This window comes from Oscillochloris sp. ZM17-4 (assembly GCF_019599295.1).
GTDB lineage: Bacteria > Chloroflexota > Chloroflexia > Chloroflexales > Chloroflexaceae > Oscillochloris.
This window is the reverse complement of record NZ_JAIEWN010000015.1, coordinates 1-24,186: the sequence shown is the minus strand read 5'-3', so window position 1 is coordinate 24,186 and position 24,186 is coordinate 1. Positions and strand designations below refer to the sequence as shown.

Annotated in this window: 25 protein-coding genes; 16 read left to right on the top strand and 9 right to left on the bottom strand. The window is 65.2% G+C overall.

The genetic code is table 11. From position 1 onward, the window contains the following. On the bottom strand, positions 1-769 hold a 769-nt coding region (locus K2Z83_RS12955), incomplete at its 3' end, for an MBL fold metallo-hydrolase (RefSeq protein ID WP_220595607.1). A gap of 203 nt (positions 770-972) precedes the next feature. Between K2Z83_RS12955 and K2Z83_RS12950 the strand changes: the two genes are divergently transcribed. The 5 genes from K2Z83_RS12950 (at position 973) to K2Z83_RS12930 (ending at position 7,512) form a co-directional block, all read left to right on the top strand. Next, positions 973-1,845, top strand: coding sequence for a sulfurtransferase (locus K2Z83_RS12950; protein WP_220595606.1), 873 nt, complete (start codon positions 973-975; stop codon positions 1,843-1,845). Between the two features lie 131 nt (positions 1,846-1,976). Then, positions 1,977-2,603 carry a hypothetical protein gene (locus K2Z83_RS12945; RefSeq protein WP_220595605.1) on the top strand — a complete coding sequence of 209 codons (627 nt, stop codon included), beginning with the start codon at positions 1,977-1,979 and terminating at the stop codon, positions 2,601-2,603. Continuing rightward, positions 2,600-3,508, top strand: a complete 909-nt coding sequence (locus K2Z83_RS12940; protein WP_220595604.1) for a dihydrodipicolinate synthase family protein — start codon at positions 2,600-2,602, stop codon at positions 3,506-3,508. Before K2Z83_RS12945 ends, K2Z83_RS12940 begins: the two co-directional genes overlap by 4 nt. Before the next feature lie 135 nt (positions 3,509-3,643). Further along, positions 3,644-6,439, top strand: coding sequence for a class I SAM-dependent DNA methyltransferase (locus K2Z83_RS12935; RefSeq protein ID WP_220595603.1), 2,796 nt, complete (start codon positions 3,644-3,646; stop codon positions 6,437-6,439). After that, on the top strand, positions 6,436-7,512 hold the full coding sequence (locus tag K2Z83_RS12930; RefSeq protein ID WP_220595602.1) for a ComEC/Rec2 family competence protein: 1,077 nt from the start codon (positions 6,436-6,438) through the stop codon (positions 7,510-7,512). The genes K2Z83_RS12935 and K2Z83_RS12930 overlap by 4 nt, the downstream gene beginning before the upstream one ends. A 323-nt stretch (positions 7,513-7,835) precedes the next feature. On the opposite strand, the gene K2Z83_RS12925 is transcribed toward K2Z83_RS12930, so the two are convergent. Both K2Z83_RS12925 and K2Z83_RS12920 read right to left on the bottom strand, forming a co-directional pair. After that, complete coding sequence (locus tag K2Z83_RS12925; protein ID WP_220595601.1) at positions 7,836-8,240, bottom strand: hypothetical protein; 405 nt, start codon at positions 8,238-8,240, stop codon at positions 7,836-7,838. 77 nt (positions 8,241-8,317) lie between these two features. Continuing rightward, a complete protein-coding gene (locus K2Z83_RS12920) occupies positions 8,318-8,857 on the bottom strand; it encodes a DinB family protein (protein WP_220595600.1) in 540 nt (179 codons plus the stop codon). A gap of 344 nt (positions 8,858-9,201) precedes the next feature. Here K2Z83_RS12920 and K2Z83_RS12915 point away from each other — a divergent pair, with 344 nt between their 5' ends. Then, a complete protein-coding gene (locus K2Z83_RS12915) occupies positions 9,202-9,582 on the top strand; it encodes a hypothetical protein (RefSeq protein WP_220595599.1) in 381 nt (126 codons plus the stop codon). Positions 9,583-9,795: 213 nt separating this feature from the next. Here the strand turns inward: K2Z83_RS12915 and K2Z83_RS12910 are convergent, their stop codons facing one another. Together K2Z83_RS12910 and K2Z83_RS29950 are read right to left on the bottom strand one after the other, a co-directional pair. Further along, positions 9,796-10,797 (bottom strand): ATP-binding protein, encoded by a 1,002-nt coding sequence (locus tag K2Z83_RS12910; RefSeq protein WP_220595598.1) that lies wholly within the window; start codon positions 10,795-10,797, stop codon positions 9,796-9,798. Continuing rightward, positions 10,794-11,351: a Mu transposase C-terminal domain-containing protein gene (locus K2Z83_RS29950; RefSeq protein ID WP_370650171.1), complete on the bottom strand. Its 558-nt coding sequence runs from the start codon at positions 11,349-11,351 to the stop codon at positions 10,794-10,796. Before K2Z83_RS29950 ends, K2Z83_RS12910 begins: the two co-directional genes overlap by 4 nt. A 176-nt stretch (positions 11,352-11,527) precedes the next feature. On the opposite strand from K2Z83_RS29950, the gene K2Z83_RS12900 reads away from it, so the two are divergent. Both K2Z83_RS12900 and K2Z83_RS12895 read left to right on the top strand, forming a co-directional pair. After that, positions 11,528-14,002 (top strand): VapE domain-containing protein, encoded by a 2,475-nt coding sequence (locus K2Z83_RS12900; protein WP_220595597.1) that lies wholly within the window; start codon positions 11,528-11,530, stop codon positions 14,000-14,002. Between the two features lie 84 nt (positions 14,003-14,086). Beyond that, the gene (locus tag K2Z83_RS12895) at positions 14,087-14,680 is read left to right on the top strand and encodes a hypothetical protein (protein ID WP_220595596.1); all 594 of its coding nucleotides are present in this window, start codon (positions 14,087-14,089) and stop codon (positions 14,678-14,680) included. A 9-nt stretch (positions 14,681-14,689) separates the two neighbouring features. Here K2Z83_RS12895 and K2Z83_RS12890 read toward each other — a convergent pair whose 3' ends face one another. After that, positions 14,690-14,968, bottom strand: coding sequence for a hypothetical protein (locus K2Z83_RS12890; protein WP_220595595.1), 279 nt, complete (start codon positions 14,966-14,968; stop codon positions 14,690-14,692). Between the two features lie 356 nt (positions 14,969-15,324). Between K2Z83_RS12890 and K2Z83_RS12885 the strand changes: the two genes are divergently transcribed. Both K2Z83_RS12885 and K2Z83_RS12880 read left to right on the top strand, forming a co-directional pair. Continuing rightward, a complete protein-coding gene (locus K2Z83_RS12885; protein ID WP_220595594.1) occupies positions 15,325-15,561 on the top strand; it encodes a YwbE family protein in 237 nt (78 codons plus the stop codon). Then, positions 15,551-16,114 carry a plasmid pRiA4b ORF-3 family protein gene (locus K2Z83_RS12880; RefSeq protein ID WP_220595593.1) on the top strand — a complete coding sequence of 188 codons (564 nt, stop codon included), beginning with the start codon at positions 15,551-15,553 and terminating at the stop codon, positions 16,112-16,114. Before K2Z83_RS12885 ends, K2Z83_RS12880 begins: the two co-directional genes overlap by 11 nt. A gap of 340 nt (positions 16,115-16,454) precedes the next feature. Here K2Z83_RS12880 and K2Z83_RS12875 read toward each other — a convergent pair whose 3' ends face one another. After that, positions 16,455-17,000, bottom strand: a complete 546-nt coding sequence (locus tag K2Z83_RS12875; protein ID WP_220595592.1) for a hypothetical protein — start codon at positions 16,998-17,000, stop codon at positions 16,455-16,457. Here K2Z83_RS12875 and K2Z83_RS12870 point away from each other — a divergent pair. Next, positions 16,963-17,499 (top strand): hypothetical protein, encoded by a 537-nt coding sequence (locus K2Z83_RS12870; RefSeq protein ID WP_220595591.1) that lies wholly within the window; start codon positions 16,963-16,965, stop codon positions 17,497-17,499. The genes K2Z83_RS12875 and K2Z83_RS12870 overlap by 38 nt on opposite strands. Positions 17,500-17,693: 194 nt before the next feature. On the opposite strand, the gene K2Z83_RS12865 is transcribed toward K2Z83_RS12870, so the two are convergent. Continuing rightward, positions 17,694-18,449, bottom strand: a complete 756-nt coding sequence (locus K2Z83_RS12865) for a hypothetical protein (RefSeq protein WP_220595590.1) — start codon at positions 18,447-18,449, stop codon at positions 17,694-17,696. A gap of 156 nt (positions 18,450-18,605) precedes the next feature. Between K2Z83_RS12865 and K2Z83_RS12860 the strand changes: the two genes are divergently transcribed. The 5 genes from K2Z83_RS12860 (at position 18,606) to K2Z83_RS12840 (ending at position 22,693) form a co-directional block, all read left to right on the top strand. Continuing rightward, on the top strand, positions 18,606-19,208 hold the full coding sequence (locus tag K2Z83_RS12860) for a hypothetical protein (protein WP_220595589.1): 603 nt from the start codon (positions 18,606-18,608) through the stop codon (positions 19,206-19,208). Next, positions 19,205-20,635, top strand: a complete 1,431-nt coding sequence (locus K2Z83_RS12855) for a hypothetical protein (protein WP_220595588.1) — start codon at positions 19,205-19,207, stop codon at positions 20,633-20,635. The genes K2Z83_RS12860 and K2Z83_RS12855 overlap by 4 nt, the downstream gene beginning before the upstream one ends. Positions 20,636-20,638: 3 nt before the next feature. Beyond that, positions 20,639-21,298, top strand: a complete 660-nt coding sequence (locus K2Z83_RS29025) for an SEC-C metal-binding domain-containing protein (RefSeq protein WP_255603870.1) — start codon at positions 20,639-20,641, stop codon at positions 21,296-21,298. Positions 21,299-21,460: 162 nt separating this feature from the next. After that, positions 21,461-21,931: a helix-turn-helix transcriptional regulator gene (locus K2Z83_RS12845; protein ID WP_220595587.1), complete on the top strand. Its 471-nt coding sequence runs from the start codon at positions 21,461-21,463 to the stop codon at positions 21,929-21,931. A gap of 114 nt (positions 21,932-22,045) precedes the next feature. Continuing rightward, positions 22,046-22,693, top strand: a complete 648-nt coding sequence (locus tag K2Z83_RS12840) for an ImmA/IrrE family metallo-endopeptidase (RefSeq protein ID WP_220595586.1) — start codon at positions 22,046-22,048, stop codon at positions 22,691-22,693. Positions 22,694-22,821: 128 nt separating this feature from the next. Here the strand turns inward: K2Z83_RS12840 and K2Z83_RS12835 are convergent, their stop codons facing one another. Then, positions 22,822-24,081, bottom strand: coding sequence for a CHAT domain-containing protein (locus K2Z83_RS12835; protein ID WP_220595585.1), 1,260 nt, complete (start codon positions 24,079-24,081; stop codon positions 22,822-22,824). Positions 24,082-24,186: the final 105 nt, after the last annotated feature.

Sequence of the window (24,186 nt, the reverse complement as noted above, 5' to 3'; positions counted from 1 at the left end):
CCGGGATCACCCCGTCGCGCTGGGCGGCCCGCAGGATGAGGATGACCTCCTGGGCGCGGCCGAGGGCGAAGGCCGGGATGAGGCAGTGGCCGCCGCGCTCGACCACCGCCGCCACCGCCTCGGCCAGCTTGCGCTCCTCGACGGCGCGGTTGGGGTGCAGCCGCGCGCCGTAGGTGCTCTCCAGCACCATCAGGTCGGGGCGGCGCGGCGCGGGCACGGCGGCGCCCAGGATCGTCCGCTGCGGGGTGGCGCTCACGTCGCCCGAGATCACCAGCCGCCCGTCGGCCGCCTCCAGGCCGATGCTGACCGCCCCGGCGATGTGGCCGGCGCGCTGGGCGCTCACGATCACCCCGCGCAGCTCGGGCAGCTGCTGGGCGCCCATCTGGAGCGGGCGCAGCCGGCGCAGCGTCTCGGCAACCAGCGCCTCGTCGTAGAGCGGCAGCTCCAGCTCGTCGGCGGCGCGGCGGGCCATCACCCGCACCGCGTCGCCCAGCATCACCTCCATCAGCCGGATCGTCGCCGGGCTGGCGTAGATCGGCGTGGCCGGGTAGCGGTCGGCCACCAGCGGCAGCGCGCCGATGTGGTCGGCGTGGGCGTGGGTGATCAGGATGGCGTCGAGCGAGACCCCGTCCAGCGCCGCCAGGTCCGGCAGGCGGTCGGCGCCGTCCATACGCACCCCGGCGTCCACCAGCACGCGCCGCCCGCCCGCCTCCACCAGCTGGCAGGTGGCGCCCACCCCGCTCGCCCCGCCCAGAAACTGAATGTGCATAGTGAGACCCCTAGCATAGGTGAAGATTTGGTATAGTAGTAGGGCCAATCAATGGCTGTTACGGTATTGCTTGGCGCTTTTGCCTTTTGACGTCGCGCATCGCTTGCTTGTGCATTCGGCCTGTACCCTGTACCCTGTACCCTGTACCCTGTACCCTGTACCCTGTACCCTTGTCTTATGATACCAGCCAAATAGGAGTCCCCATGATCGATCTCCCCGTCGGCCCGCTGGTGAGCACCGCCTGGCTCGCCGATCACCTGGGCGACCCGCAGGTGCGGGTGGTGGACATGCGCGGCAAGGTGCTGCCGCCCACCGACCCCAAGCCGCACTACTTCGCCCGCCCCGAGGACTACGCCGCCGGCCACATCCCCGGCGCGGCCTACATCGACTGGACCCGCGACATCGTGGATCTGGACGACCCGGTGCCGGCGCAGGTCGCCCCGCCAGAGAAGGTCGCCGCGCTCTTCGGCGGCCTGGGCATCGGCGACGACACCGTCGTGGTGGCCTACGACGACTGGTTCTCGATGTACGCGGGCCGGCTGCTCTGGGTGCTGCGCTACTACGGCCACGAGAACGCCCGCATCCTCAACGGCGGGCTGCTGAAGTGGCAGGCCGAGGGCCGTCCCATGAGCGCCGAGGCTCCCAGCTTCGCTCCGGCCACCTTCACGCCCCGCCCCCAGCCGGCCCTGCGCCGCACCGCCGACCAGATGCTGGCCGGGCTCGGCTCGGACGCGCTGATCATCGACGCCCGCAGCGACAAGGAGTACCGCGGCGAGGAGTCGCGGGCCGCGCGCGGCGGCCACATCCCCGGCGCGGCCAACGTCTTCTACCAGGGCCTGCTCAGCGCCGAGGACCACACCTACGCCTCGCCCGAGGAGCTGCGCGCGCGCTTCGCGGCCGCCGGGGTCGACCTCGGCGACCTCGGGGATCGCGAGGTGGTGGCCTACTGCAACGGCGGCGTCTCGGCCACCCCGGCCGCCCTGGCCGTGGAGATCGCCACCGGCCGGCGCGTGGCGATCTACGACGGATCGTGGAACGAGTGGGGCAACGATGCGGGCAAGCCGCTGGAGCGATAGCCCTGATCATGAGTATATATCTGGTTGACATTGCTGGCGAAGCCAGCAATGTCAACCAGATATATACAAGTTTTTAGGGCGGCAGCCCTAACGTTGATGCGCATGGGGCTACGCCCCAGCGAGGGACATGTATGGACGACGAGTTCATCCTGGACACGCCGCGGGTGCGGCAGTTCATCGGCGAGGTGCGCGCGGCCATGGCCGCCCACCCGGCGCGCGAGGCCCTGGAGCTGCTGCTGCCCGCCTTCACCGAGCTGCTGGCCGACCCGAGCTGGCTCCCCGACAGCTACATGCAGCCCGTCGCCGAGGGAGGCATGGGCGGCGGGATCGCCACTTGGCTGCTCTACCGCGCCGGCGACGGCGGCCTGTCCCTCTTCAGCCTGGTCGTCCCCCCCGGCAGTGCCACCCCCGTCCACGACCACCTGGCCTGGGGGCTGGTCGGACTCTACAGCGGCGAGCAGGACGAGCGGGTCTACCGGCGCCTCGGCGACCACGGCCAGATCGCGGACGGGCACGCGCCGCTGGAACAGATCGAGCAGAACCACCTGCGGCCGGGCGACTACTACTTGCTCATGCCGCCCGAGGGCGATGTCCACAGCGTGGCCACCGTCTCGAAGGGGCCGTCGGTGAGCATCCACATGCTCGGCAACGACACGGGCTGCACTGTGCGCCACGCCTACGACCCGGACGAGGGCACCGCCCGCGCCTTCACATCGGGATGGAGCAACCGCGAGTGTAGGGAGAGGGAGGACACATGACACGCTTCCCGTATATGAGGGGCGTCTTCGGCCTGCTGCCGACCCCCTACCGCGAGGACTATGAGATCCACACGCCCGACCTGCGCGCCGCCGCCGACTTCTGCTGCCGCAGCGGCCAGCACGGCATCGTCTGGCCGGTGATGGTCGGCGAGTTCTACTTCATGGGCGAGGAGGAGCGCATCCGCAACCTGGACGCCGTGCTTGAGGAGGTCAACGGCCGGCTGCCGCTGATCTTCGGCTGCTCGGGGGTCTCGATCCAGCAGGTGCTGCTCTTCGCCCGCGCCGCGCGGCGGGCCGGCGCCGACGCGGTGATCGCCATGGCCCCGGCCCGCGCCAGCCAGGCGATGGCGATCGAGATGTTCCACCGCCTGGCCGACGCCTTCCAGGGCCCGATCGTGCTCCAGAACGCCGCCCAGTACGCCCCGCTCACCGGCGAGCAGATCGCGCGGCTGGTCGAGGACGTGCCGCAGATCGAGTACATCAAGGAGGAGCGCCCCCCGGGGCCGAGGCATATCGCCGAGGTGCGCGCGCTGGTCGGCGACAAGGTCAAGACGATCTTCGGCGGCGCGGCCGGCAAGTTCCTGCCCGACGAGCTGCGCCGCGGGGCCGACGGCTGCATGCCGGCCTGCGAGGTCGCCGACCTGCTGGCCCTAGTGATGGAGCGCTGGTGGGCCGGCGACCAGGCCGGCGCGCGCGACCTGCACCGCCGCCTGCTGCCGCTGATCAACCTGGAGACCTACCCCTTCATGCGCTACATCCTCAAGCGGCGTGGCGTCTTCAGCACCCTGGTCGAGCGGGCTCCGGTCGCCGCCGAGGCGCTGGACGAGGACGACCGGCGCGAGATCTCGACCCTGCTAGAGGCCGTCGCGGGCGATGTGCGGCACTTCCCGTTCGGGCCGGAGTGAGCTGGGGGGCTGCGATTATTTGCCTTCAAGAAGCCGAATATAACCATCGCTAGTCAGCCCTCACGCTTGCAGGAGATAGCCAAAACTGATATTATGCCATGAGATGTACGCTTGTTCTATCCGGACACGCGGTGATTGAAAGCGACGAAGATGCTCTCGCGAGCTACACCGGGCGGGCCCGTGCTGCATTTCACCCCTCTTCCAGAGAATGCTCACCAGGCAGTATATGACAGTCTGGTCGAGCGAGGGTTTGCACGCGAAGCCATTCTCGACTCCTACAATTTCACCAGTCGTGATGGTGATTTCAGACTCAATGTGCTTGCCTTTGCTGACCGCACCCGTCGTACTCCTGCGGAGTACTCGGGGTGCGCAGTGTATAACGCCACAAATGGCGTGCCTGACCAGCAACTAATCGCAACCCTTGCCCAAACAGCAGCTCCCTTCCACATTATCCATCGACATGATCGGTTCTCATTCTGGGCAAGCGCATCGGATGGAAAGAGCATTGAGCCCATCGCACTAGGCAGCGACATTCCCTATTCAAACTTGTCACAGGCGCTTTATGAATACAAGGCGGATTTCGCTCCTGAACAGATCGTTGAAGTAAAGCAGGGTCGCAGTCAGTTCACACATCCCCATCTAAAGAAATTCGCGCCGCTGCAATTAGCACTCTGGGCGATAGGTGTCACGCGCGACACACTGGTAGAGATGTTTGGACAGGCAGTCGCGCAGTTGCGGGCTGACATGGCCAACATGCCAGGCATTGCGGATCAGACTATTACTGGTCTGGCCATACGGATGCTTGGTGCAACTATTCTTGCTGACACTGGTGTGCTGGGTGAATCGGTTCGAGAGCAAGGGCTTGCCCTTTCATTAAACCAGTTGCTGTCTATCGCGATTAATAGATTTCCGAGGTATTTTCACGCTGCCGATTTTTCTGCTATCGACTACACGATCCTCGAACGCGCTTACAACATCCTGCGCCAAGTCTACTACTCCGGCTTTGTCCCGGAGATGCTCAGCAACCTTTACACGGCTGCATATGGCAAAGAGCAGCGAAAGGAGTTGGGTTTTTACGACACGCCGCTTTACCTTACCCGTCGTATTCTCCAGAACATCCCTATCGAATACCTGCCGCCTGAACAGCGAACAATCGTAGACATGGGATGCGGCTGGGGAAGTTTTCTCATCGCAGGCGTCGAGCGCCTGGCGCAACTCAGTGATATGCGTGGCCGATCACCGCGCGAGCATATTATTGGAAATGACATTCATGCGTTTACTGCACAGCTCGCTGGCCTTGGCCTCTTGCTCTCAACATCAGAAGATAGCTGGCATATCGACCACCACGGTGTCTTCACATGGCCCTGGATTGAGACCCATCAGCCCGGTGTCATTATTGGCAACCCGCCATTTCGCGGCAGGCGGGATCAGCCGAAGACGCTTGATGAACTGATGCCTGGAGAAGGTCGTACGAGAGTTGAGGCTGCGAATGCTCATCTGGATTTGGCAGTGCGTCGAGTTCAACCAGGTGGTTACATTGCAATGATTATGCCACGATCATTTCTTGCTTCTGAAGCGGCCCCAACGGTGCGCCACCGTTTGCTTGAGAATTGCGACATCACTGAGATTTGGCAACTTCCGGGTAAGGTTTTTCCAGATGCTACCGTACAGCCAATTGTATTATTCGCTCGCAAAAATGCTGAAAAGCAAAAGGTGGCTTTTTCTGTGCGTACACGTGATATTCAGAATAGCACGCTTGACGCTTTTAAGAAATCGGAAGTTTTCACGGCATCCAATATCGTGTCAAATCAATCGCGCTGGAATATTGAAACTCGTAGTACAAGCGCATCAAAAAATGCACACCTTATAGCACCTTCAGTTATCCTTTCAAGGTCTGCGTGGGATATGTTGCGGCAAAAGTGCGATAATCTCCAATCTTTGTCGGTTATTTTTCCTGGCACTATACGGGGCAAGAAGGAGCAAAATAAGCGTTGGTTGCAACACACATCTAATCGTAATGTCTTATGGTTGACTAATGCTCCGCACGTAGTGCCAAGAGCTTGGTATATTAACTACGAGGCGGCGATTAATGTAGTATACCCGAGAGATTTTGAGGAACCGCGCCTTGAAAACCGGAATATTCTAGATTCACAGAAGACTATCATGATAGCATCACCTAATCCTAGTTGGGGTAGGCGAGCAAAATCAGTCGTTGAACGTAAAGGATGTCATGTTTCGCATAGTTTCTGGGTTATTTCGCCTCTTGCACAGGTCAGTGCGGATTTTACTAATGAGGTATTAAGTGCCATCCTTAACTGGTATGTCAGCAATGCGTGGGTAGCTGAGAATCGAAGCTATCCGTGGATTGGACGACGTATTATTGAAACAATACCTATTCCCCGAAATCTTGACACTAAAGATTATAACGACCTAACCAATGCGGTTCGTCAACTTGAATTAGCCGCAGGGGACGATAAGATACTTCCAGACAGCGCACAAAAAACAATTGATTCGATATTGCGAACTGCATACGATCTTGATGACGCTACGTATGCGCGGCTACGCGCAGTTGCCGAGTGGGATGAGCATCCCCAGATTACGCTTGACCCGCAGCCGGATCGCTCGACTGCTGACTACATCATCAGCGGCATCGTAGAGAGTGTGCAGGCTGAGCAGGGGACCATAACCCTGTGGATGAGCGGCTTCGACGACCTACAGACAGTGCCGATTGACCCGCTTATGCCCGGTTGGTTATTACGACCCGAGGCCGCCTTCCGTGCGAAGATCCCCTTCATTAATAAGCGCAGACGAACGCTCGAACATGTTATATGGGGCTCTTTTACTCCGCAGCAGTACACCTATCGCAGTGAGACGGAACTAGTTCAAGAATTGGGGAGTATTTTCAACTCGGATGGAGATGACGCCGAATGACATTTCAGCACAGTGTCAGGGTTGCATTCCTCGATGTGGGACAGGGCGATAGTATCGTAGTTACGGTTCCGGCCACCGGCGAGGCTGTAATCATTGATTGCCCCGAGGCAGATACCGTTATTGAGTATTTGAGATTCGCAGAAGTCAGATCCATCCGTGCGCTGATCATTACGCACCTCCACCTTGATCACTACAGAGAGGCGGTAAGTTTTCTCGAAAACTGTGGAGGGCAACTTGGGATCGAGTGCGAACGTCTTGTTTTCAACTGGCCATCTAACCGCCAACAGCCACTCCCCGATGCTGATGAGCATAGTGAGATGTATAGCGATCCAAAACGGCGCGAGCGAACGCGCATCACTGCGTATCGAGAGTTGATGGCATGGACGAATCAGTCGCCGCACGAGGATGCATGTGTTGGATTGTTACGTCCTCGGCGTGGTGATTACCTAGAGATAGATGGAATGATTGCTCAGGCGATAAAAATTCTCCAGCCCTCACATGCACAGATTGGAAAGCTATTCCACTTGGGACTAAACAACACCTCGGCTGTGTTACGGATTGAAGGCCCAGGCTCATCGGCCCTCCTTACAGCAGACATTGAGCCGACTGGGTGGAGTGAGTTGCAAAAACGCCACTCCTCTTTGCAAAGCGATGTTCTCAAGTTTCCCCACCACGGCTCTTGGAAAGGCGCAGATCCACTTGATGTGCTGGGAGCGGTAAATCCTTCAATTGTTGTCATCTCAGTTGGCACAGACGGAGACAGATACGATCATCCAAATCAGCATGTCTTTAGTGCGATACGTAGCCTCTCTCATGTCAGGTTGCTCTGCACGCAGGTAACAACTCGCTGTGTAGCACAGCCCGCTACCCAGCGAAAAGCTGTTGAAGCTACCTTGGAAGCAGATGCCGTATCACGCGCCACATGCTCTGTACGGACACCTCACGGCTGCCCTTGTGCTGGTACCATTATTGTTGAGCTAAGCGATCAGGTGCGCGTTCTTCAGCCCGATGCCTTTGTGCATCGTGATCAGATAATCAGTCGCTATTACGGTACGCCTCAGTGCGCCGTATGAGCAAATCATACTTGCAAATCATACTTACGGTTACATATGTTTGACGGATGTATTGGGAGGTACTCATAGGGTCTGCGTTGTATCCTGCTACCATCCCCTGAGTGATCTCTCTCAGCTCATCGCGGCTGTAGTGTTGCAGGCGCGTGTTGATCTTCTGTAGCAGGTCGTCCATACCGCCCTCGCTTTGTCGTCGTAGCGGACAGGCTCAGGAGAGGGGGGCCAGCTCATCTACGAGCGCGCGGCGACGGGGGACGGCGGCTACGAGCGCACGGTCAGTGCGCATGGGCTCCGGGTCGGGCCCTGACGTTCGCAGCGCGCGCTGATCAGGGCTGCTGCCGAAGCAGGAGCTGCTCGAAATGCGTCCTGCGGAACAGGCGCAGCATGAGGCGCTGTGACGGCGGGAAGGCGGCGAGTCCGGTCTGGGTGTCTACCCGCTCGATCCGATCAATCACATACGCCTGCCCACGGTGGACGACCGTACAGCCGCCGGCGGCCACCATGTTCTTGTGCCAGTCCACCACTGGCCCGTAGGTCAGCTCGATCATGAAGCCGCCGCGGATCGGGGCGACGATCAGCGGCGTCTCGTAGGTCTTCCCGCTGCGCCGCCCGACGTGCCGGATCAGGCTGAATGGCCCGATGGATGATCGGGCGAGCCGGCGGGTCAGCGGGTTCAGCGTATGCTTGATCAGGGTGAGCCATGCGCGGCGGATGCGCGTTGGGAGGTTCATAATGCGCTCCTGGGGGTCGGCACGGCGGCAGCCTCGCTCGCCCGGCTCATTGAAGCAGGCGCCCCGTCGCGGGCTCGCTACGCGTCGCCCTCGCCCTCGGCAAACTCCCGAAACTCCCCGGTCTCCACCATATACTGCCAGGTGCTCAGATCGGGCGGCTCCATCCCCAGCTGCGTGATGATCGTCGCGATCTGCGTGCGGTGCTCGGTCGCGTGGGTCACCTCCTGGACGATGAGGCTCGCGAGCGGGTACTCGCAGACCTGCCCCTGCTCGCGCTCGCGAACGATAGTATCCTTCCGCGCGGAGAGCGCCAGCTGGAGCAGCTCATCGCCGGCCCAGCGGGCCACCTCCTGCAATAGCGCAAAGCTAGGAGGCTGCTCGCCGGCCAGCGGGCGGGGCGGGCGCGTGCCGCTCACGCGCTCCACATAGCTCACCTCGGCCCTGATGATGTGTGACAGCGTCGCACGTATCGAGCCATAGCCACCGATCGCCGTGGCGTCGAGCTGCGCATCGCTCACCTGCGCGCAAAAGTCCAGCAGCTTCAGGTTGGCCCATGTGTTGTGCGCGAACAGCGCGGCCACCACGCTGGCATCGCCGTGTGCATCTGCGTGAGTCATCGTGTCCCCCTCCCCTATGCGGCATACTCCATCCGCGCGGCCGGGTCGCCGGCGGCGAGCAGCGCGGCGACGGCATCGCTCTACGTACAATGCGGCCATCAGGGCGCCGATGTCATCGTCCATGGGGACGAGATCCTCATCCCCATCGATCGAGCCATCGTCGCCAAAGCCGTGATACAATAGGGTCTAATATACTATCGCAGTACCGCAAAAGGAACGCTATCACCCTGCGCGTGCCCGGCCCGTAAACGGGCGTGCTACGGTTCGCAGTATTGCATGTCGCAGGTGCGACGCAAGCGTCGATAGAGGGCTGTGTGCCAGCGGGCAGTAGCATAGAAGGGCAGATGCGGGAGTACCCCAAGCGTGTGAGGCGGCTGCTACGCGAGTATGCGGCCCAGGCATACGAGGCCGAGCTGGGCCTGGCGTTGGCCGACCTTGAGCAGCAGTTCGCCATCTGGCGCAGCGGCCAGATCGGCGCCGGCGAGCTGAGCGACCGCGTCTACGCCTTCACCCGCGGCCCGGCCCGCGAGCTGTGGGGGCGCTACAGCGCCAACATTGACGATATGCAGGTGGCCCACGCGATCGTGGCCGGCATCCTGCCCCGCGACGCGATCCCCGCTGAGCTGCTGGGCGCGCTCCAGCCGATCATCGCCTTTTACGAGCAGAGTCAGGCGGCGCCAGATCAGGGCGAGGCGCTGGATGCGCGGCCCCGCGAAGCGGAGTGAGGTCGAAGACGGGGTTCAGGTGTGTGTGTGAAACCCCCTGATTTTTTTGAGGCAACATGCTGACGGTGAATTTCCCTTTGTGAAGGGATACAGCGAATGAATGTGTAAGGCGTTTCATCGCTGTAAAATCTCCCTGATTTCCTTGATAATTATCAAGGAAATCAGGGAGATTGTTTCTAAAGGGGCTGTAGCTATTCCGCTGCGGCAGTACTTTTATGTTGAGGATGACTCATTAGGAATCCCCTCAGCCGGCCCTGATTGGCTCGTATCATCTCGAACGAGGCTGGGTTTGCTTCCGCCGTCTTTTGCTGGCTGGCGACGCTGCTTGCCGCGCTGCTTCGATTTCTTCACCGCCTCACGGACGATCTCCGCGTTGAAAACTGGCATGCGTGGCGCCCGTCTTCCGGGGTTCTCTGCTATCAGCTGCTCGCGCAGCTTGAGCTTCTCTGCCAGGATGTGGTGGCAGCGAACCAGGAGCACCTGCACGTCGCGAAAACGGGCACCTCTCTCGCTATTGCCGCCTGCGCCGGTAAACAACTCGCCGGCGATCTCGTCGGCGTTGGCCTGTCCAGGACTGAATGTGAGATGCGAGGCTGGCGAAACCTGGGACAGCACATCTTCTTTGAGCATCTCATAGGAGAGCAGGCCAAATTCCAGCACCTCGGCTATACGCGAGTAGAACTGCGGCAGCTCTGACTCCATGCGATCCTTGAAACCGTCGTCCATACCGATGAAGATGATCGGGATGCCAACTTCGTCATGCAGGGTTCGGGCCCCTTCGATGCCGTCATTGTTCATATTCCCGATCTCATCGGCGATGATCAGGTCGTGACCATAGCGCCGGAGAAGGCGCTTGGCCTCGCTGATCATGTCGGCCGCTGAGAGGCGCTTCTGGTAGGGAACGCCAGTAATGGCCTCAATCACCCGGCGGTAAAATGCCTTGTGATTTTCCTCGCCGCGGGCGAGCTGGAAGTAGAGCACCGGTGATTGACCGTTCGCGGTCATCAATGGCTGCTCATCGCGATACCGCTTCGCAGAGATGGTCTTTCCTGCCCCAGCCGGGCCACGTAGGAGACCCATATAGCGATACTCGCGTACAAAGTCGCACATCGCTACGAGATCGAGATACTGGTCAAGCTCGATGAAGGGCAGGATGTTCTCTGCAGTGACGACTTCTGTGCTGCTCTGCTCTGCGGGTTGGGATGTTGTCGTCATGGCCTACTGCCTCCACGCTGCTTGCGCTGCATTGTCCGGCGAAGCTCGTCGTAATCAGGCTCATCGTCTGGCTCGGGCACGTTGTTGTTGCTCCGTAAGGCCGGGGCGTCTGTAGGTGTGGCAGGTGGATGCTCTGGTGGAGCCATGTTTGTTGCTGGTTCAGGTGACGACTCAGACGGCGATATGCCCTGTGCTGCATCGGTCTCCGCGCTAGCGTCTAGCTCATCGAGGGCTTTGAGTACCTCCTTACCCTCGGACTGTCGCTCTCTCACCTCCTGGCGCGTTTTATCACGGCGCTGTTTATTCTTTGTAGCTACGCCCGCCCGATCAGCCTGGGTAGGCGCAAAGGATTGGAGGTGTGCGGTGCAAATATAGCGAGGCTCCTCATCGGCATTCTGACGCCCCCAGATGCGTACGCGAGAGGTGTCGCGCGAGTCAAAAAAGACCGTGACTCTCCGACCGATGAATCCGCCCAGCACACCAGCAGCATCACGGTAGTAGTTGTTTTGAAAGTGGATGCCATAGCGCTGGACGGTATACTCCTTTGATCTCAGCAGGTGGTCGAGATCAGTAAGATCTTGCCAAGCGAAAGACAGACCGTATCAGGGGACGACATAGCCCGCCAGGACGCACAGCCATTACGACCAGCTAAGACACAGTTTGTCAGGCCATGCCCGTCCGTTGCTTCCTGCGTTGCATCCTGGGCCGCCGGCCAGATCGGGGGCGCGCGATGACCGCCTCAACCGCCGACCTGGTGCTTTCCGCCCTCGCCGCCTACGACCTGAAGCAGACCGACGTCAATCGCTACGTCTCCAACTCGCCCCTGCGACCGGGTAGCAACTCGCAGGCCTTCAGCCTCACCATCGACGACCCCGAGCATGGCGCATGGTACGACCACGTGGCCGGCTCGGGCGGCAGCCTCTACACCCTGGCCGACAAGCTCGGCGTCTCGCGGCCTCACTCCAATGGCAGCAGGGCCAGCGATACTGTCTACACCTACATGGACGCCGCCGGCACACCGCTGTTCGAGGTCGTGCGCTACTACGACCAGCAAGGCGACAAGCACTTTGCCCAGCGGCAGCCCAACGGGAAGAAGGGGCGCGGCAGCGCGCCGCGCGTCCTGTACCACCTGCCCGAGGTGCTCGCCGCCGTCGCGGCCGGCGAGACCGTCTACATCGCTGAGGGTGAGAAGGACGTCGATCTGCTGCGTCTGTTTGGGCTCACCGCGACGTGCAACCCCGAGGGCGCGAAGAAGTGGACACAGCCCAGCTTCAGCGAGGCGCTGCGGGGCACCGACGTGGTGATCCTGCCCGATAACGACGAGCCGGGCGAGCGGCACGCCGACCAGGTGCGCGCGGCGCTGCTCGCCGTGGGCGCTCGCGTGCGGATCGTGCGGCTGTCGGGCCTGCCGCCCAAGGGCGACGTGAGCGACTGGCTCGCACAGGGCGGCCACGACTTGGCCGAACTGCTGGAGATTGTGCAGGCAACGCCCTACGAGACGGCGGCGAGCGCATCGGCGACACAGGCCGCCGCCGCCGTCGGCCCCGTCGAGGCGCTGGCGAACGCGCTTGAGGCGGCCGGTTACGTCTTCCAGCTGGAGACTGAGACGGGCGCGTACTTCCTGAACGGCCGCCGGCTCGATGACCACACCGAGAAGCTGATCAAGGCCGCGATCATCGATCAGAACCTCGGTCGACCGGGACACTTCGAGAGCGCGATCGCTGTGCTGGCCGAGCGTCACAAGTTTGCCCGCACCCGCGACCGGCTCGACGGGCTGGTTTGGGATGGACAGAGCCATATCGCCCGCCTGGCCGATCATCTGCGCACCCGATCTGGTGACGTGATCCACTACGCCGACGGCAGCACGCGCCGCTCGGCCGAGGCGTTCCTGCGCCGCTGGCTGATCGGCGCGGTCGGGCGGATCTTCCACCATGATCAGAACCTAGTGCTGGTGCTGGCCGGCACCCAGGACGCAGGCAAATCGCAGTTCGCCCGCTGGCTCGGCAGCATCCTGCCCGAGGCCTACTACGAGGGCCGCTTCGAGCCAGAGGCGAAAGACACCACGCTACGCATGATCGAGTCGCTCGTCTGGGAGATCGGCGAACTGGACGGCGTAACGAGCAAGCACGCCGCCGCCATCCTGAAGCTGATGCTCACCCAGGAAGAGGTGATCGCCCGCCGGCCCTATGGGCGGCACGACATCCGCGGCCCCGTGCGCGCCTCGTTTATCGGCACGGTGAACGACGATGGCGAGGGCTTCCTGGTCGACCCGACGGGCAACCGGCGCTACCTGGTGATCAGCCTCACCGGGATCGACTGGAGCTACACCCAGATCGACGTGCGCCAGGTGTGGGCCGAGGCCGTCGCCCTGTACCGGGCTGGCGAGCGCGGCCGGCCCTGCGAGGAGGAGCGCGCCTGGCGCGACAAGGTGAACGCGGAGCGTCACGAAGCCAAAGGGCCGCTCTTCGATTATATCAACGAGTACTTCGTGGCCACAAACAATCCGAGTGATGTGATCAGCAACACCGACATCTTCGACATCCTGGCGGCCCACGAGGTGATCGGGCGGATCGACCGACGCACCCAGATGGATATCGCCGCCGCGCTGAAGCGGATCGGCGCGACCAAGATCGAGGGCCGCAAGGTGCACGGGCGCAGCTTTCGAGGCTGGACGGGCATCATCGAGGCCCAGGCCAGCATCAACCGGCGCGGCAGCGCCGGCCCCCAGCCCGGCAGCGGCGGTGTCTACAACCCCGTCGCCGATGAGGTTGTAGGCGAGGTTGTAGACGAGGTTGTAGACGCGCATCAGGACGCCATAAACGCCGCATTGTCTACAACCTCTACAACCTTTTCTGAAACATGTGAAAACGGCGATGGCACCGACGCAACCACCGATGCGTGCTACGAAAAAGCCAACGTGTTTGAAAACGCACATGAGGTTGTAGACGCGGGCCGTTTTAGCTCATCAGGACGACAATCTACAACCTTTGGGCGAGGTTGTAGACGCGGCGAGGTTGTAGACACCCCGCCGCCGCGCATGGTCGGCCACAAACCGACCGTCGGCGACATCTGGCGGCAGCGCCGCGAGGCCGAGGATGCCGCGCCAGCGGCGCTGGCGCTGGGCCAGGCATCGGGCAAGGCAGACTCGCTGATTCAGCACCGTGTCGCGCCCTTCCCGTTGACGGACACCGAGGAGATGCTATAATCGACCAAATGTTCGTTTCTTGCGGCGAGTACACCGTCCTAGTCGCAGAGATGCGGCAGGGCCGAGAACCTCCGAGGTGACCCCATGAAGATTGTCCCGCTCACGCCCGAGGTGCGCTACCTTGCCAGCCGCTATCTGCTGCTGCTTGGCTTTACGAACGAGGTCGACGCAGCGATCCGTTTTGGGGATGGCCCGCCCGAGGAGCGCCTCGCCATGATCGCCGCGATGGTCGCGTTTGTGCGCACGCGCACGCGCGTGCTCCCGATGCTCTGCCGCGCGGAGCGCGCCGACGACCCTGATCAGCAGGCGCGGATGCTCCAGCCGTGGGATACGGAGACGCAGTTCCAGAAGGTGAATCAGCAAGGGGAGCCGCTGGGTGAGCCGTACCACGTCCCGCGCGTGATACGCGGCGACGAGGATGCGCGTGACCATGATGACGCGGGGCCCGCGATCCTGCCTGCGCGGTCGCCGATCATGGAGGGTGAGTCGTGGGATGACCCCGCGTGCTTCCCATATACGGCAGCTGAGGCCCGCCATGAGGCCCGCGGGTTTATGGACGATATGATCATGCGTGGGAGCTTCCTGCGCCTCGGCAACGACGAGCTGCGCGAGCTGTTCGCGGAGGCCCTGCGCGAGGCGCCGCAGCCCGACGCCCCGCGCCACGACACGCCCCAGTAGCTTGCGCGCTCACCCGCCGATCCGCCCGAGCAGCTCGTCCCGCTCGGCGACCTGCGCCGGGGTGAGCGCCCCCGCCTCGACGGCCAGCTCCAGCTCGGCCAGGCGGCGGGCCAGGCTGAGCGTGCCGACCACGCAGCGGTAGATGATGGAGGGCCGTAGGCTGTCGGGCTGCGGCGCGGGCGGCAGAGCGCCAGCACGCTTGTGCTCCTTTTCGTCGCGCACGCCCTCGCGGGCCACCACCTGGGTGCCGGCCGGGATGGTCAGCGGCGGGTCGGTCAGCTCGCTCATCGGTGCCTCCTCACGATCGTGCATAGGCTGATCATAGCAGATGTTGGCGCTATCCTAATCGACCCATCGAGGTAGGTTTGTCTACGCCGGGCGCAGTGTCACCGCATCGCTACGCATCATGACGCTGTCTCAAGCGCAGAGAGCGCTTCCGAGCCGAAAGCCGCCTATCGGGAATGCCAGCGATGGAACGGCTCCTCCTCCCAGGGCTTGAGATGAAGTATCGACATGATACGCGCCACTCTGACAGGGTACAATACGATGTGATTGCGTGAACGGGACTGACGATGACCTACACACCCAGCTGACTGGCTCACCCGCCGCGCGCCGCTGCCCGGCTGGGCCTTTGGGGAGGGTTGATGAACGGACAGGAACGTAAGGACATCCGGCCCGGGCTGCGGGTCGTGATCGTGCGCAAGCAGGACCAGCGCACCGGCAAGCGGACGGTCGGCGTGGTGAAGGACATCCTGACCTCGGCGGCCCAGCACACCCGCGGGATCAAGGTGCGCCTGGAGGACGGCCAGATCGGGCGGGTCCAGGAGATCGCGCCAGTCGTTGCCGGCCAGATACACGAAGGAGGAGCCGATGCCGCGTAAAGCCGCCGCCCCCAAGCGGGTCTACCAGCTGAAGATCACCCTCAAGGACAGCAAGCCGCCGATCTGGCGGCGGGTCGAGGTGCCGGACGATAGCACCCTGTCCAAGCTCCACGCGATCATCCAGGCCGCGATGGGCTGGACCGACTCGCACCTGCACATGTTCAGCATCGGCCGGACGTCGTACGGCGTGCCGGACCCGGACTATGAAGATGAAGATGTCCGCGACGAGCGGCGGGTCAAGCTGAACCAGCTGCTCACGGAGCCCAAGCAGAAGCTCAGCTACGAGTACGACTTTGGCGACAGCTGGACGCACGTGGTGCTACTGGAGCAGGTGCGCGAGCCGGAGCCAGGCGTGGCCTACCCGCGCTGCACGGCGGGCAAGCGGGCCTGCCCGCCCGAGGACTGCGGCGGGGTCTGGGGCTACGCAGATTTCCTGGCGGCCATCACGGACCCGGAGCACCCCGAGCACGACGAGCTGCGGGAGTGGGCAGGCGGCGAGTTCGATCCCGAGGAGTTCGATCTGGCTGAGATCGACGCGGCCCTGCGCCAGTAGGTATGCACGAGATGATCACTGGCGCGCACGGTCGAGGGCGGGGTGAAGGCGGTGACGATGAGACCAGCCGGTCGTTCGATGGGCGCGCCGTAGCCCTGGGGGCGCCAGGGCAGCAGCCTGTCTCCGAGAACCAGGTGAGGCGCGTCGCCGAGATCGACGAAGGAGCCGTCGGGCAGGGCGTCGAGGGCGGCCTGGTAGGTGCGCTTGCGCCGGTCGCGCAGGCGCGGGGCCTCGCGGTACTTCCCGATCAGCAGCCAGGGGCGGATGGTTTGCATAGGGTGCTCCTCCTGCCAGGCCCGGTAGCCGGGCATCTCGGTGTCGAAGATCCGGGCGGCGATCATCATCGCGCGTCGCCGCCGCCTCTTGCGCGCAGCCATAGCCAGACGTGCCGCAGCGCCTCTAGATCCGCGCGCAGGTAGGTCAGCGCCGGGGTGAGCACGGCATCATGCGCCGCATCCGGCACCATCCCGAGCGGCGTGCGCGCCACCTGTGCCGCGATGTGCCCCCAGCCCGCGGCCATGTCGCGCACAAAGACGACGGGGATGTCGGCGATGCGCGCCTGGGTGCGTTTCGCCGTCACGTGGCGCGGGCTGACGATGGCGATGCCGGGGACGCCGGCGGCGTCGAGCCAGCCGAAGGCCCAGGGCTCCTGCGTGTCGGGGCGGCTCTCGATGTCGAAGAACAGCGCCGGCACGGGCAGCGCTGGCGGCGGCGCCGCCTTGCGGTAGGGGGCGGCGCCGAGCAGCGCCTGGGCGTGGGCGTGCAGCTGCGCCGCCCGGCTCGCGCCGGCGTAGGGGTAGCGCGCCAGGCGGATCGTCGGGAGGGCGACGAGGTCCTCCAGGGTGGTGATGCCATCGCCGCGCAGCGCCGCCCCGCTTGCGCGCAATCGCCGCCCACAGATCCTCATCGCCCACCTGGATGAAGGGCTGCAGCTGGCCGATCGCCCGGAAGGCGGCCAGCACCTCCGTGCTCGTGACCTTCTCCAGAATCAGCCAGTGGGCCTCGACCAGCTGGCTGATCGTGCCCACCGCCGTGGGCACCGCGAGTGCGGCCAGGGTGAGGCCGAACCAGCTGTTCGACGCGCCGAGCAGGATGGCCTTCATCTGCTGGTCGCAGCCCTGCTCCTCGAAGTCGCGCAGGTGCGGGCGGCGCCCGCGACAGGCCGGCATCGCCAGCTTGCCCTCGTCGCCAAAGGCGTCGGACATGCGCCGCTGATCGCCGCAGGCGTCGCACTTCACGATGATGTCGGCCGCCTCGCCCGAGACGCCCAGCTCCAGCAGGCGGATCGCGCCGGCGCAGGCGCTCGGGCCCTTGTGGACGAAGTAGTGCCAGGGGAAGTCGTTGAGGTGGCCCTTCTCGCAGGCCACCAGGAAGCGCGCCGGTAGCACGGTGGGCGGCGCGCCCGGCTTGGTACAGTTGGCGTGGACGTAGCGCGCCCGGTCGGGCCGCATCGGGTCGCTCTTGAGCTGGAACAGGTCGGAGTCGCGCGGGGCGAGCAGCCGGCAGTGTGGGCAGAGCATCCAGCGCGGGAAGGTGGCCACCGGCGCGCCGATCTGCGCGCTGCCGTCAAAGGGATTGGTTAGCGCGAATAAGCGCTGGGTACACCTGGGAGCACGGGCATGACCTCGCTCATCAGCGGGATAAAATCGGCGGGGAGCCTGATCCCCTGGGCCTGACTCTGCCGGATCGCCGCCCACACGTGCTGCGTGGCATCGGCCTTGTCGATAGGGCGTTGCTGGAGGCCATCCTCCTGCCAGACGGAGAAGAAATCGCTATGCGCGTGGTCGATGCTGCGGAAGGATTGGTGGGCCACATCCTTCAGCGCGCCCTCCCATGGCGGCTCGAAGTCGATCAGGAACGCGGTGGCGCGCACCCGTCGGCGGCGCGCGTCCTCGTACCAAAACAGGGCCACGGAAGCCTGCGATGGGTCGCGGACCTCGTAGGCATCGACGAGCAGATCAGCGGCCGTGAGGGTCAGCTCGGGGGGCGGCGTTATCCCGCCCGCCTCAAGCCATGCGCGGGCCGCCGCGCTGGCGAGGCCATGCTGCCAGGTGGGGAGCAGGCCACGCAGCGCGTCGAGCAGCCCTCGCTCGCGCAGCCATGCGCCCACTGGCGCGTCGATCTGCTCGCGCTGGAGGTCGGGCGTGGCGGCAAAGGCGGCAGCCAGGATTGGCAGGAACGAGGCGGGCTTGAGCCCACCGGTGAGCCGGTCGAGATCAGCCCAGAGCGCGGGCATCTCGCCCGGCTCTGCGAAGCGCTGAACCAGGCGAGGGCGGAGGTTCGAGAGCCTGACTGCGGGGTTGGGCTGGGCGGCGGGGCGGGCTTTCTTTGGCATTCGGCTTGCTCCTATGGATATGTTCCTCCTATGTGCGTATTGTACTGCTTGGACGAGGAGGGCTGAGCCTTCGCTCGCTCGCTACCTACCCTGGTGGCATCATCAGTCGGGGTGGGCTACAATAGGGTTCAACAACCCGAGATGTTCGAGTAAACAATGCCAGTAACCTACACCAACCGCAAAGGGGTGACCTATCACCTTTGCCAGTCCACCACCAAGACCGGGAAGCCGCGCTACGTCTTCGCCCGCGAGCCACGTGGCGCGCCGGTCGAGCAGATCCCGGCGGGCTTCCGCATCAGCGAGAGCGCCAACGGACGGGTGATGCTGGAGCGCGATCGCCCGTCGCTGCTGCTGCCGGGGGAGATCGCCGCCGTCGAGGCCGCCATCTCCCGGCGCTCGCGCCCCCAGGACTACCACGTCGCGGTTAAGCATGACCAGATCGTGGTCAGCGAGCGACCTGACATCGGCGGGGATGACCTGGCGAGCAGGATGGGCGCCTCGCTCGGCCTGCCAGCTGTCTTCACCGCCCAGATCCGCAGCGTGATCGACAGCCAGCGCAGCTTTATGCCGGTGCTGCGCTTCTGGCTCGCCGACCGGGAGCGGCGCATCTTCTCTGCCGAGCGCTGGTGCTCGCTGGGCAGCATCGACGACTGGATCGATGTCGGCGTGAGCGGGCCGCTGGCGCAGATCGCCGGCCCGACCGTGGCCCGCCTTGGCGACGATGCCTTCTACGAGCCGTTCTGGGGCGAGGAGCTATGAGCGTAGACCCTGAGCTGCGGGCCTTTATCGACGGCCTGAGCCGAGATGCGCTGGCGGCGCTGCTGCTTGATCTGGCCGAGCGCATGCCAGCCGTTGCCGACGCTCTCGCCGCCCGCCGCCGCGCAGTCGGCGGCGATGCGCAGAGGCTCGCCGCAACTATTCGCAGCGAGCTCAGCGGCGCCCGCCGGCGCTCCGGCCCCTGGCCGAACTTCGAGGCCATCCGCGATAAGCTGGCCTTGCTGCGCGACGCCGGGGCCGCCGACGCTATGTGCGATCTGGCCGGGCCGATCCTTGAGGCCGGGGCCGATCTGATCGAGGAGACTGAGGACGAGGGCGACCTAGCCGAGGAGGTGTCCGCATGCCTCGACCTGGTCTTCGCCGCGCTCCCGGCCAGCAGCATGTCGCCCGACGCACAGATCCTCTGGGCGATCGATATGGAGCTGCGCGACCCCTTCGACCTCTGCCGTGGATCGGCTGCCGTCTGGGATCGCCCCAAGCCGCCGACGGTCTGGGGGCAGGTGGCTGATGTCCTGCGCGCCCGCCTGGATCGCATGCCGCCCAGCAAGCCAGACGACCATGAGGCCCGCTTCACCCGCGACAGCCTGTTGAATCGGCTGGTTGCGGTGCTGGGCAAAGCCGGGCGGGCCGAAGAGGTCTTCGACCTCGTGGCCGTGGAGGCCCGCCGCGCGGGCAGCTACCCGCGTATGGTCACGCAGCTGCGTGCGGCGGGGCGGCTGGCCGAGGCTGAGCAATGGGCGCGCGACGGGCTGGCGGCTGGCGGCCGCCCGGGCGCCGACGGCGAGCTGCGTCAGGCCATCCGCGAGCTGCGCGCCCAGGCCGGCGACTGGGATGCCGTGGCCGCACTCCAGGCCGATGCCTTCTTCAGCGCGCCGTCGATCCACACGCTCCAGCGAATGCTCGACGACAGCACGCGGGCCGGGGTGGCACCGACCGTCCGGGAGGCGGCTCTACGCTACCTGGAGGACGGTGTGCGCCCCGATGGGCAGGCCGGCTGGCCGCTGCCGCCGGCCGACCCGCCCCAGCCGACGACCGCAGCGCAGCCATTCCCGCAGTACGAGTTACTCATCCAGCTCGCCATCGCCGAGCAGCGCCCCGCCGACGTACTCAGCTGGTATGACCGGGCGCGGGCCGCGAAGGCGCGCCTAAGCGTCGCCGAGGATCGTATCGCTACAGCGGTTGGACAGGCCCACCCGGAGCGAGCGGCAGCGATCTGGCGCGACTTGGCCACACGCCAGATCGCCCAGGCCAATGTGCGGGCCTACGACGAGGCCGCACGACAGCTGCGCCGTCTGCGCGCCGTGCTGCCCGAGCCTGCCTGGCGCGCAGAGCTAGAGGGGCTGAAGGCCGCGCACCGCCGCAAGCCGCGGCTGGTCGAGGCTATCGACCGGCTGCTTCAGGAGCCATAACGAATGCCCCAGCAGCATCCAGACAGCCCGGCCAGCTTCCCATCGCCCCTGGAGCGCGAGCGGATCATACGCCGCCGCGCGGCCCTGTCGCACGCCCTGATCGCGCAGCTCGTCGTACCGCGTCTCGACGCAACATCGGCTGATAAACAGCGCGCAGCCCTGAGCCGCGAGTACGGAGCGGACGAGGTGCGGCGCATGCTGGGCCGGATCACCCGCCAGCTCAACCGGCCCAGGGGCGACGCCGAGGAGCCCTGGCTCTACGATGAGTACGTGGCGCTGTACCGGCGCTTCGGCGGGTCGCGCCCGCTGCTCTCGTTTGAGGAGCAGCGCTCGCTGAACTACGAGCGGACCCTGCTCAAGGCGCGCCAGGAGTTCAACGCTGGTGGCCCGGGGTCCCTCGGCCCGCCAAGGCTTGGCCCCCTGAGCCCTGAGGAGGGACGCCGCCTGGCCGAGATCGACGACCTGCTGCTCGCCGACGCCGACCTGTGGGACGACCTGGTGCCCGAGGATCCGCCAGCGGTGTTGCCACCAGCGCCCGCCCGACAGCTCGCGCCACCAACATTGATAGCGCCGGCGCGCAAGCCGGGCCGCAACGAGCCCTGCTGGTGCGGCAGCGGGCGCAAGTACAAGCACTGCCACCTGAGCGCCGACAATGCGCGCTGATCAGCAGATTGGCGATGCCACCCTCTACGCATCCTCACCCTCATACGGAGAGTTAGGGTATTCACAGTCCAGCAGACGGCGCGGGGTTGCGATCTGTTTTGCTGACCGCGTAGACGCCATGAGAAAGGCGCTCAAGATTGCCCGCTGGCATGGAATGGAGTGATGGTGATGATCTTCCGCTGCCCCTACATCGAGGTCTGCCGCGCCCAGGCGATGCGTGAGTTCGCGGCCACGCCTGAGCTCGCGGTGCTCTTTGCGCGGCGGCTCCAGTGCGGCGAGCAGGACTCGGTGAAGGCCCAGCGCTGCGCGACGATGCTCGGCCTCGCCGAGCAGGAGTTCCCCACCCTCGGCACCTACGTGCAGGCGCAGCGCCGCCAGCGCGAGCTGCCCCAGGGCGCGCTGGCGGCGCAGGCCGGCATCGACCTGCAGGAACTGCGCGACCTGGAGCTGAACAAGCTCGACCCGCAGCGCATCTCCGGCGTGATCATCGAGCGGCTCGCCTCGGCCCTGGCCGCCCCGGTCGAGTACCTCAAGGCGCTGGCCCGCATCACCGCGCAGGCCGGCAGCCCGCGCCACGGCACCGTCTTCGCCCGCAGCATCCTGGTCGACGAGCAGCTGGGCGAGCGCCCCTAGTGCGATTGCAGATTGTAGATTGCAGATTGCAGATTAGGTGTGACGCCTTCAGATTCCTTGGATGTGCTTGCGAACTCCAAAGAGGCTGCTTGAATCTGCACTGAGGGAGCCGCGATGCGCTGGAAGGAGTTCGCGGTCAAAGAGGCCCGGCAGACCCTGGCCGCATGGGAGGCGCGGGTCGGCCCGCTGAAGCCGCCCATCGCCGTCGAGGACATCGCCGATCTGCTCTACCTCCTGGCGATCGATGTGACCTTCGATCTCCCGCGCACCCTGGCCGGGCGGCTCTACGCCGAGCAGCGCATCATCGAGGTGCGCCGCAGTGACTCGCCCCGCCGCCAGCGCTTCACCATCGCCCACGAGGTTGGCCACTATCGGCTCCACGTGGTCGCCAAAGGCATCCAGAGCGGCAGCTACGACTGTAGCAGCGCTATCATCGGCGCTGGCGATGGCGAAGGCCAGTCCCCGAAGCCCATCCGCGAGGCCCCGCTGCCGGGATTCGCCGCACCGGGCACCTTCGCTACCCCAGCCCTCTCTGAGCGCAAAGTACGCCAACTGGAGATCGAGGCCAACGCATTCGCAGCCGAGCTGCTGATGCCGGCGCCCCTGGTCGAGCAGGCGATCGCCCGCTACGGTAAGGACGTGCGCGGCCTGGCCGAGCACTTCGATGTCTCGCTGCAGGCGATGCAGATCCGACTGGAGAAGCTGCTGCTCCTCCCGCCCCCCGGCCCGCAGATGAGCCTCTTTGGCGAGGTGCCGGATTGACACTGCCGCAGATAGCTCAGCGCCGGGCATTGCCGCACGCTCACAGATAATCGGCATCGTCCGAGGGGCGCATGATGTGCAGGATGCGGCCGTCAGGCATGCCCTTCTGGTAGCCTACGCGCCGCTCCTCACCGCCAGATCCGCCCCTCGCGTAGCCGGGTGAACAGCACCGGCATCCACCAGTCCTGGCGGTCGCGCACGGCGGCGCGGGCCTCGGTCACGGCCCGGTCGATCCGGCCGTCCTTGCGCAGCGCGGCGAAGAGGGCCGGGGTGAAGGTCGCCGCCGTCGCCATGGAGATCTGGCCCTGCATGGCCAGCACCGCCGGCACCCCCGCCGCGACCAGGCGTGGCCCCAGGGCGGCGGCGATATCCTCGGCCCCGCGCCCGGCGCTCTGGCAGCTGACCAGCACCACCAGCAGGGGGCGCAGGGCCAGCTCGCCGATGCGCATCGCCAGCTCCTCGCCGTCAACCACGGCGGCCGCGCCGTCGTCGCGCTCCAGCCAGAGCCGCGGTGTCCCGTCGACCATCGCCCCGTGGGCCACCAGGTAGAGCAGGTCGCAGCCGGCGCGCAGGGCCGTGCCGAGGTTGCCGATCGTGGCCGCGCCGGGCGGGAGAACCCCTGTGTCGAAGCCGCGCAGGGCCTGGTGGGCCAGCGCGACCTCGGCCGGGCCGTTGATTGGCGGCATGCGGTATGTTGCCAGGTCGCTGGGCGCGGCGACCAGCCCCAGCGCCCGGAGCATCTTCGGCGCAGGCAGATCGACCGGCGTCCAGTCGGCGCTGCCGAGGTAGCGGGAGCACCAGACCTGCTGGCTGGTGAGCAGGGGCGCGCCGCTCGTCGGGTGGCGCAGGGTCTCCCAGTACACTGCCTGGAGCTCGGGGGCGGCCGGGTCGATCCGCAGCAGCAGGCGCAGCGGAGCGCGCAGAGTCTGGGCGGCGGCCAGCGCCTGGGGCAGCAGGTCGCGCAGCCCCGGCGCGCCGAAGAGCGCCGCGCTGAGATACTCGCCGTAGGCCCGCGCGTCGGGCCAGCGGGCGCGCAGGGCGGCGAGGTCGAGGGCCAGCGGCTGGGCGGGGGCGCTCACATCGGCCTGGCTGTCGGGCCGGGCGAAGCGGGCCTCGGCGCGGTAGCCGGCCCCGTCACGGCCGAGGGCGATCTCCAGACTGACGCTGTCGGGCCGGGGGGCCGACGCTGGCACCGGCGCGGGCGTGGCCCCGACGATCGTGATCCCGCTGCCGATGATCTTCGCGCCCTTGCCGGCCTTCGTGCGCGTCGTCACCGGGCCGGGCGGGCGCTCGATGTGGTGGCCGCTGTTCTCGATCAGCGCGTCGTCGTCGGCCTCGATCTGGGCGTCGACTGCGGGCGGCTGCTTATCGGATGGTTGGTCGGACATGGCCCTCACCCCCAGCCCCTCTCCCGCTGCGGCGGGCGAGGGGAGTCAATCTTTGGCGAACCGGTGAGGAGTGGCCCTCACCCCCAGCCCCTCTCCCGCTGCGGC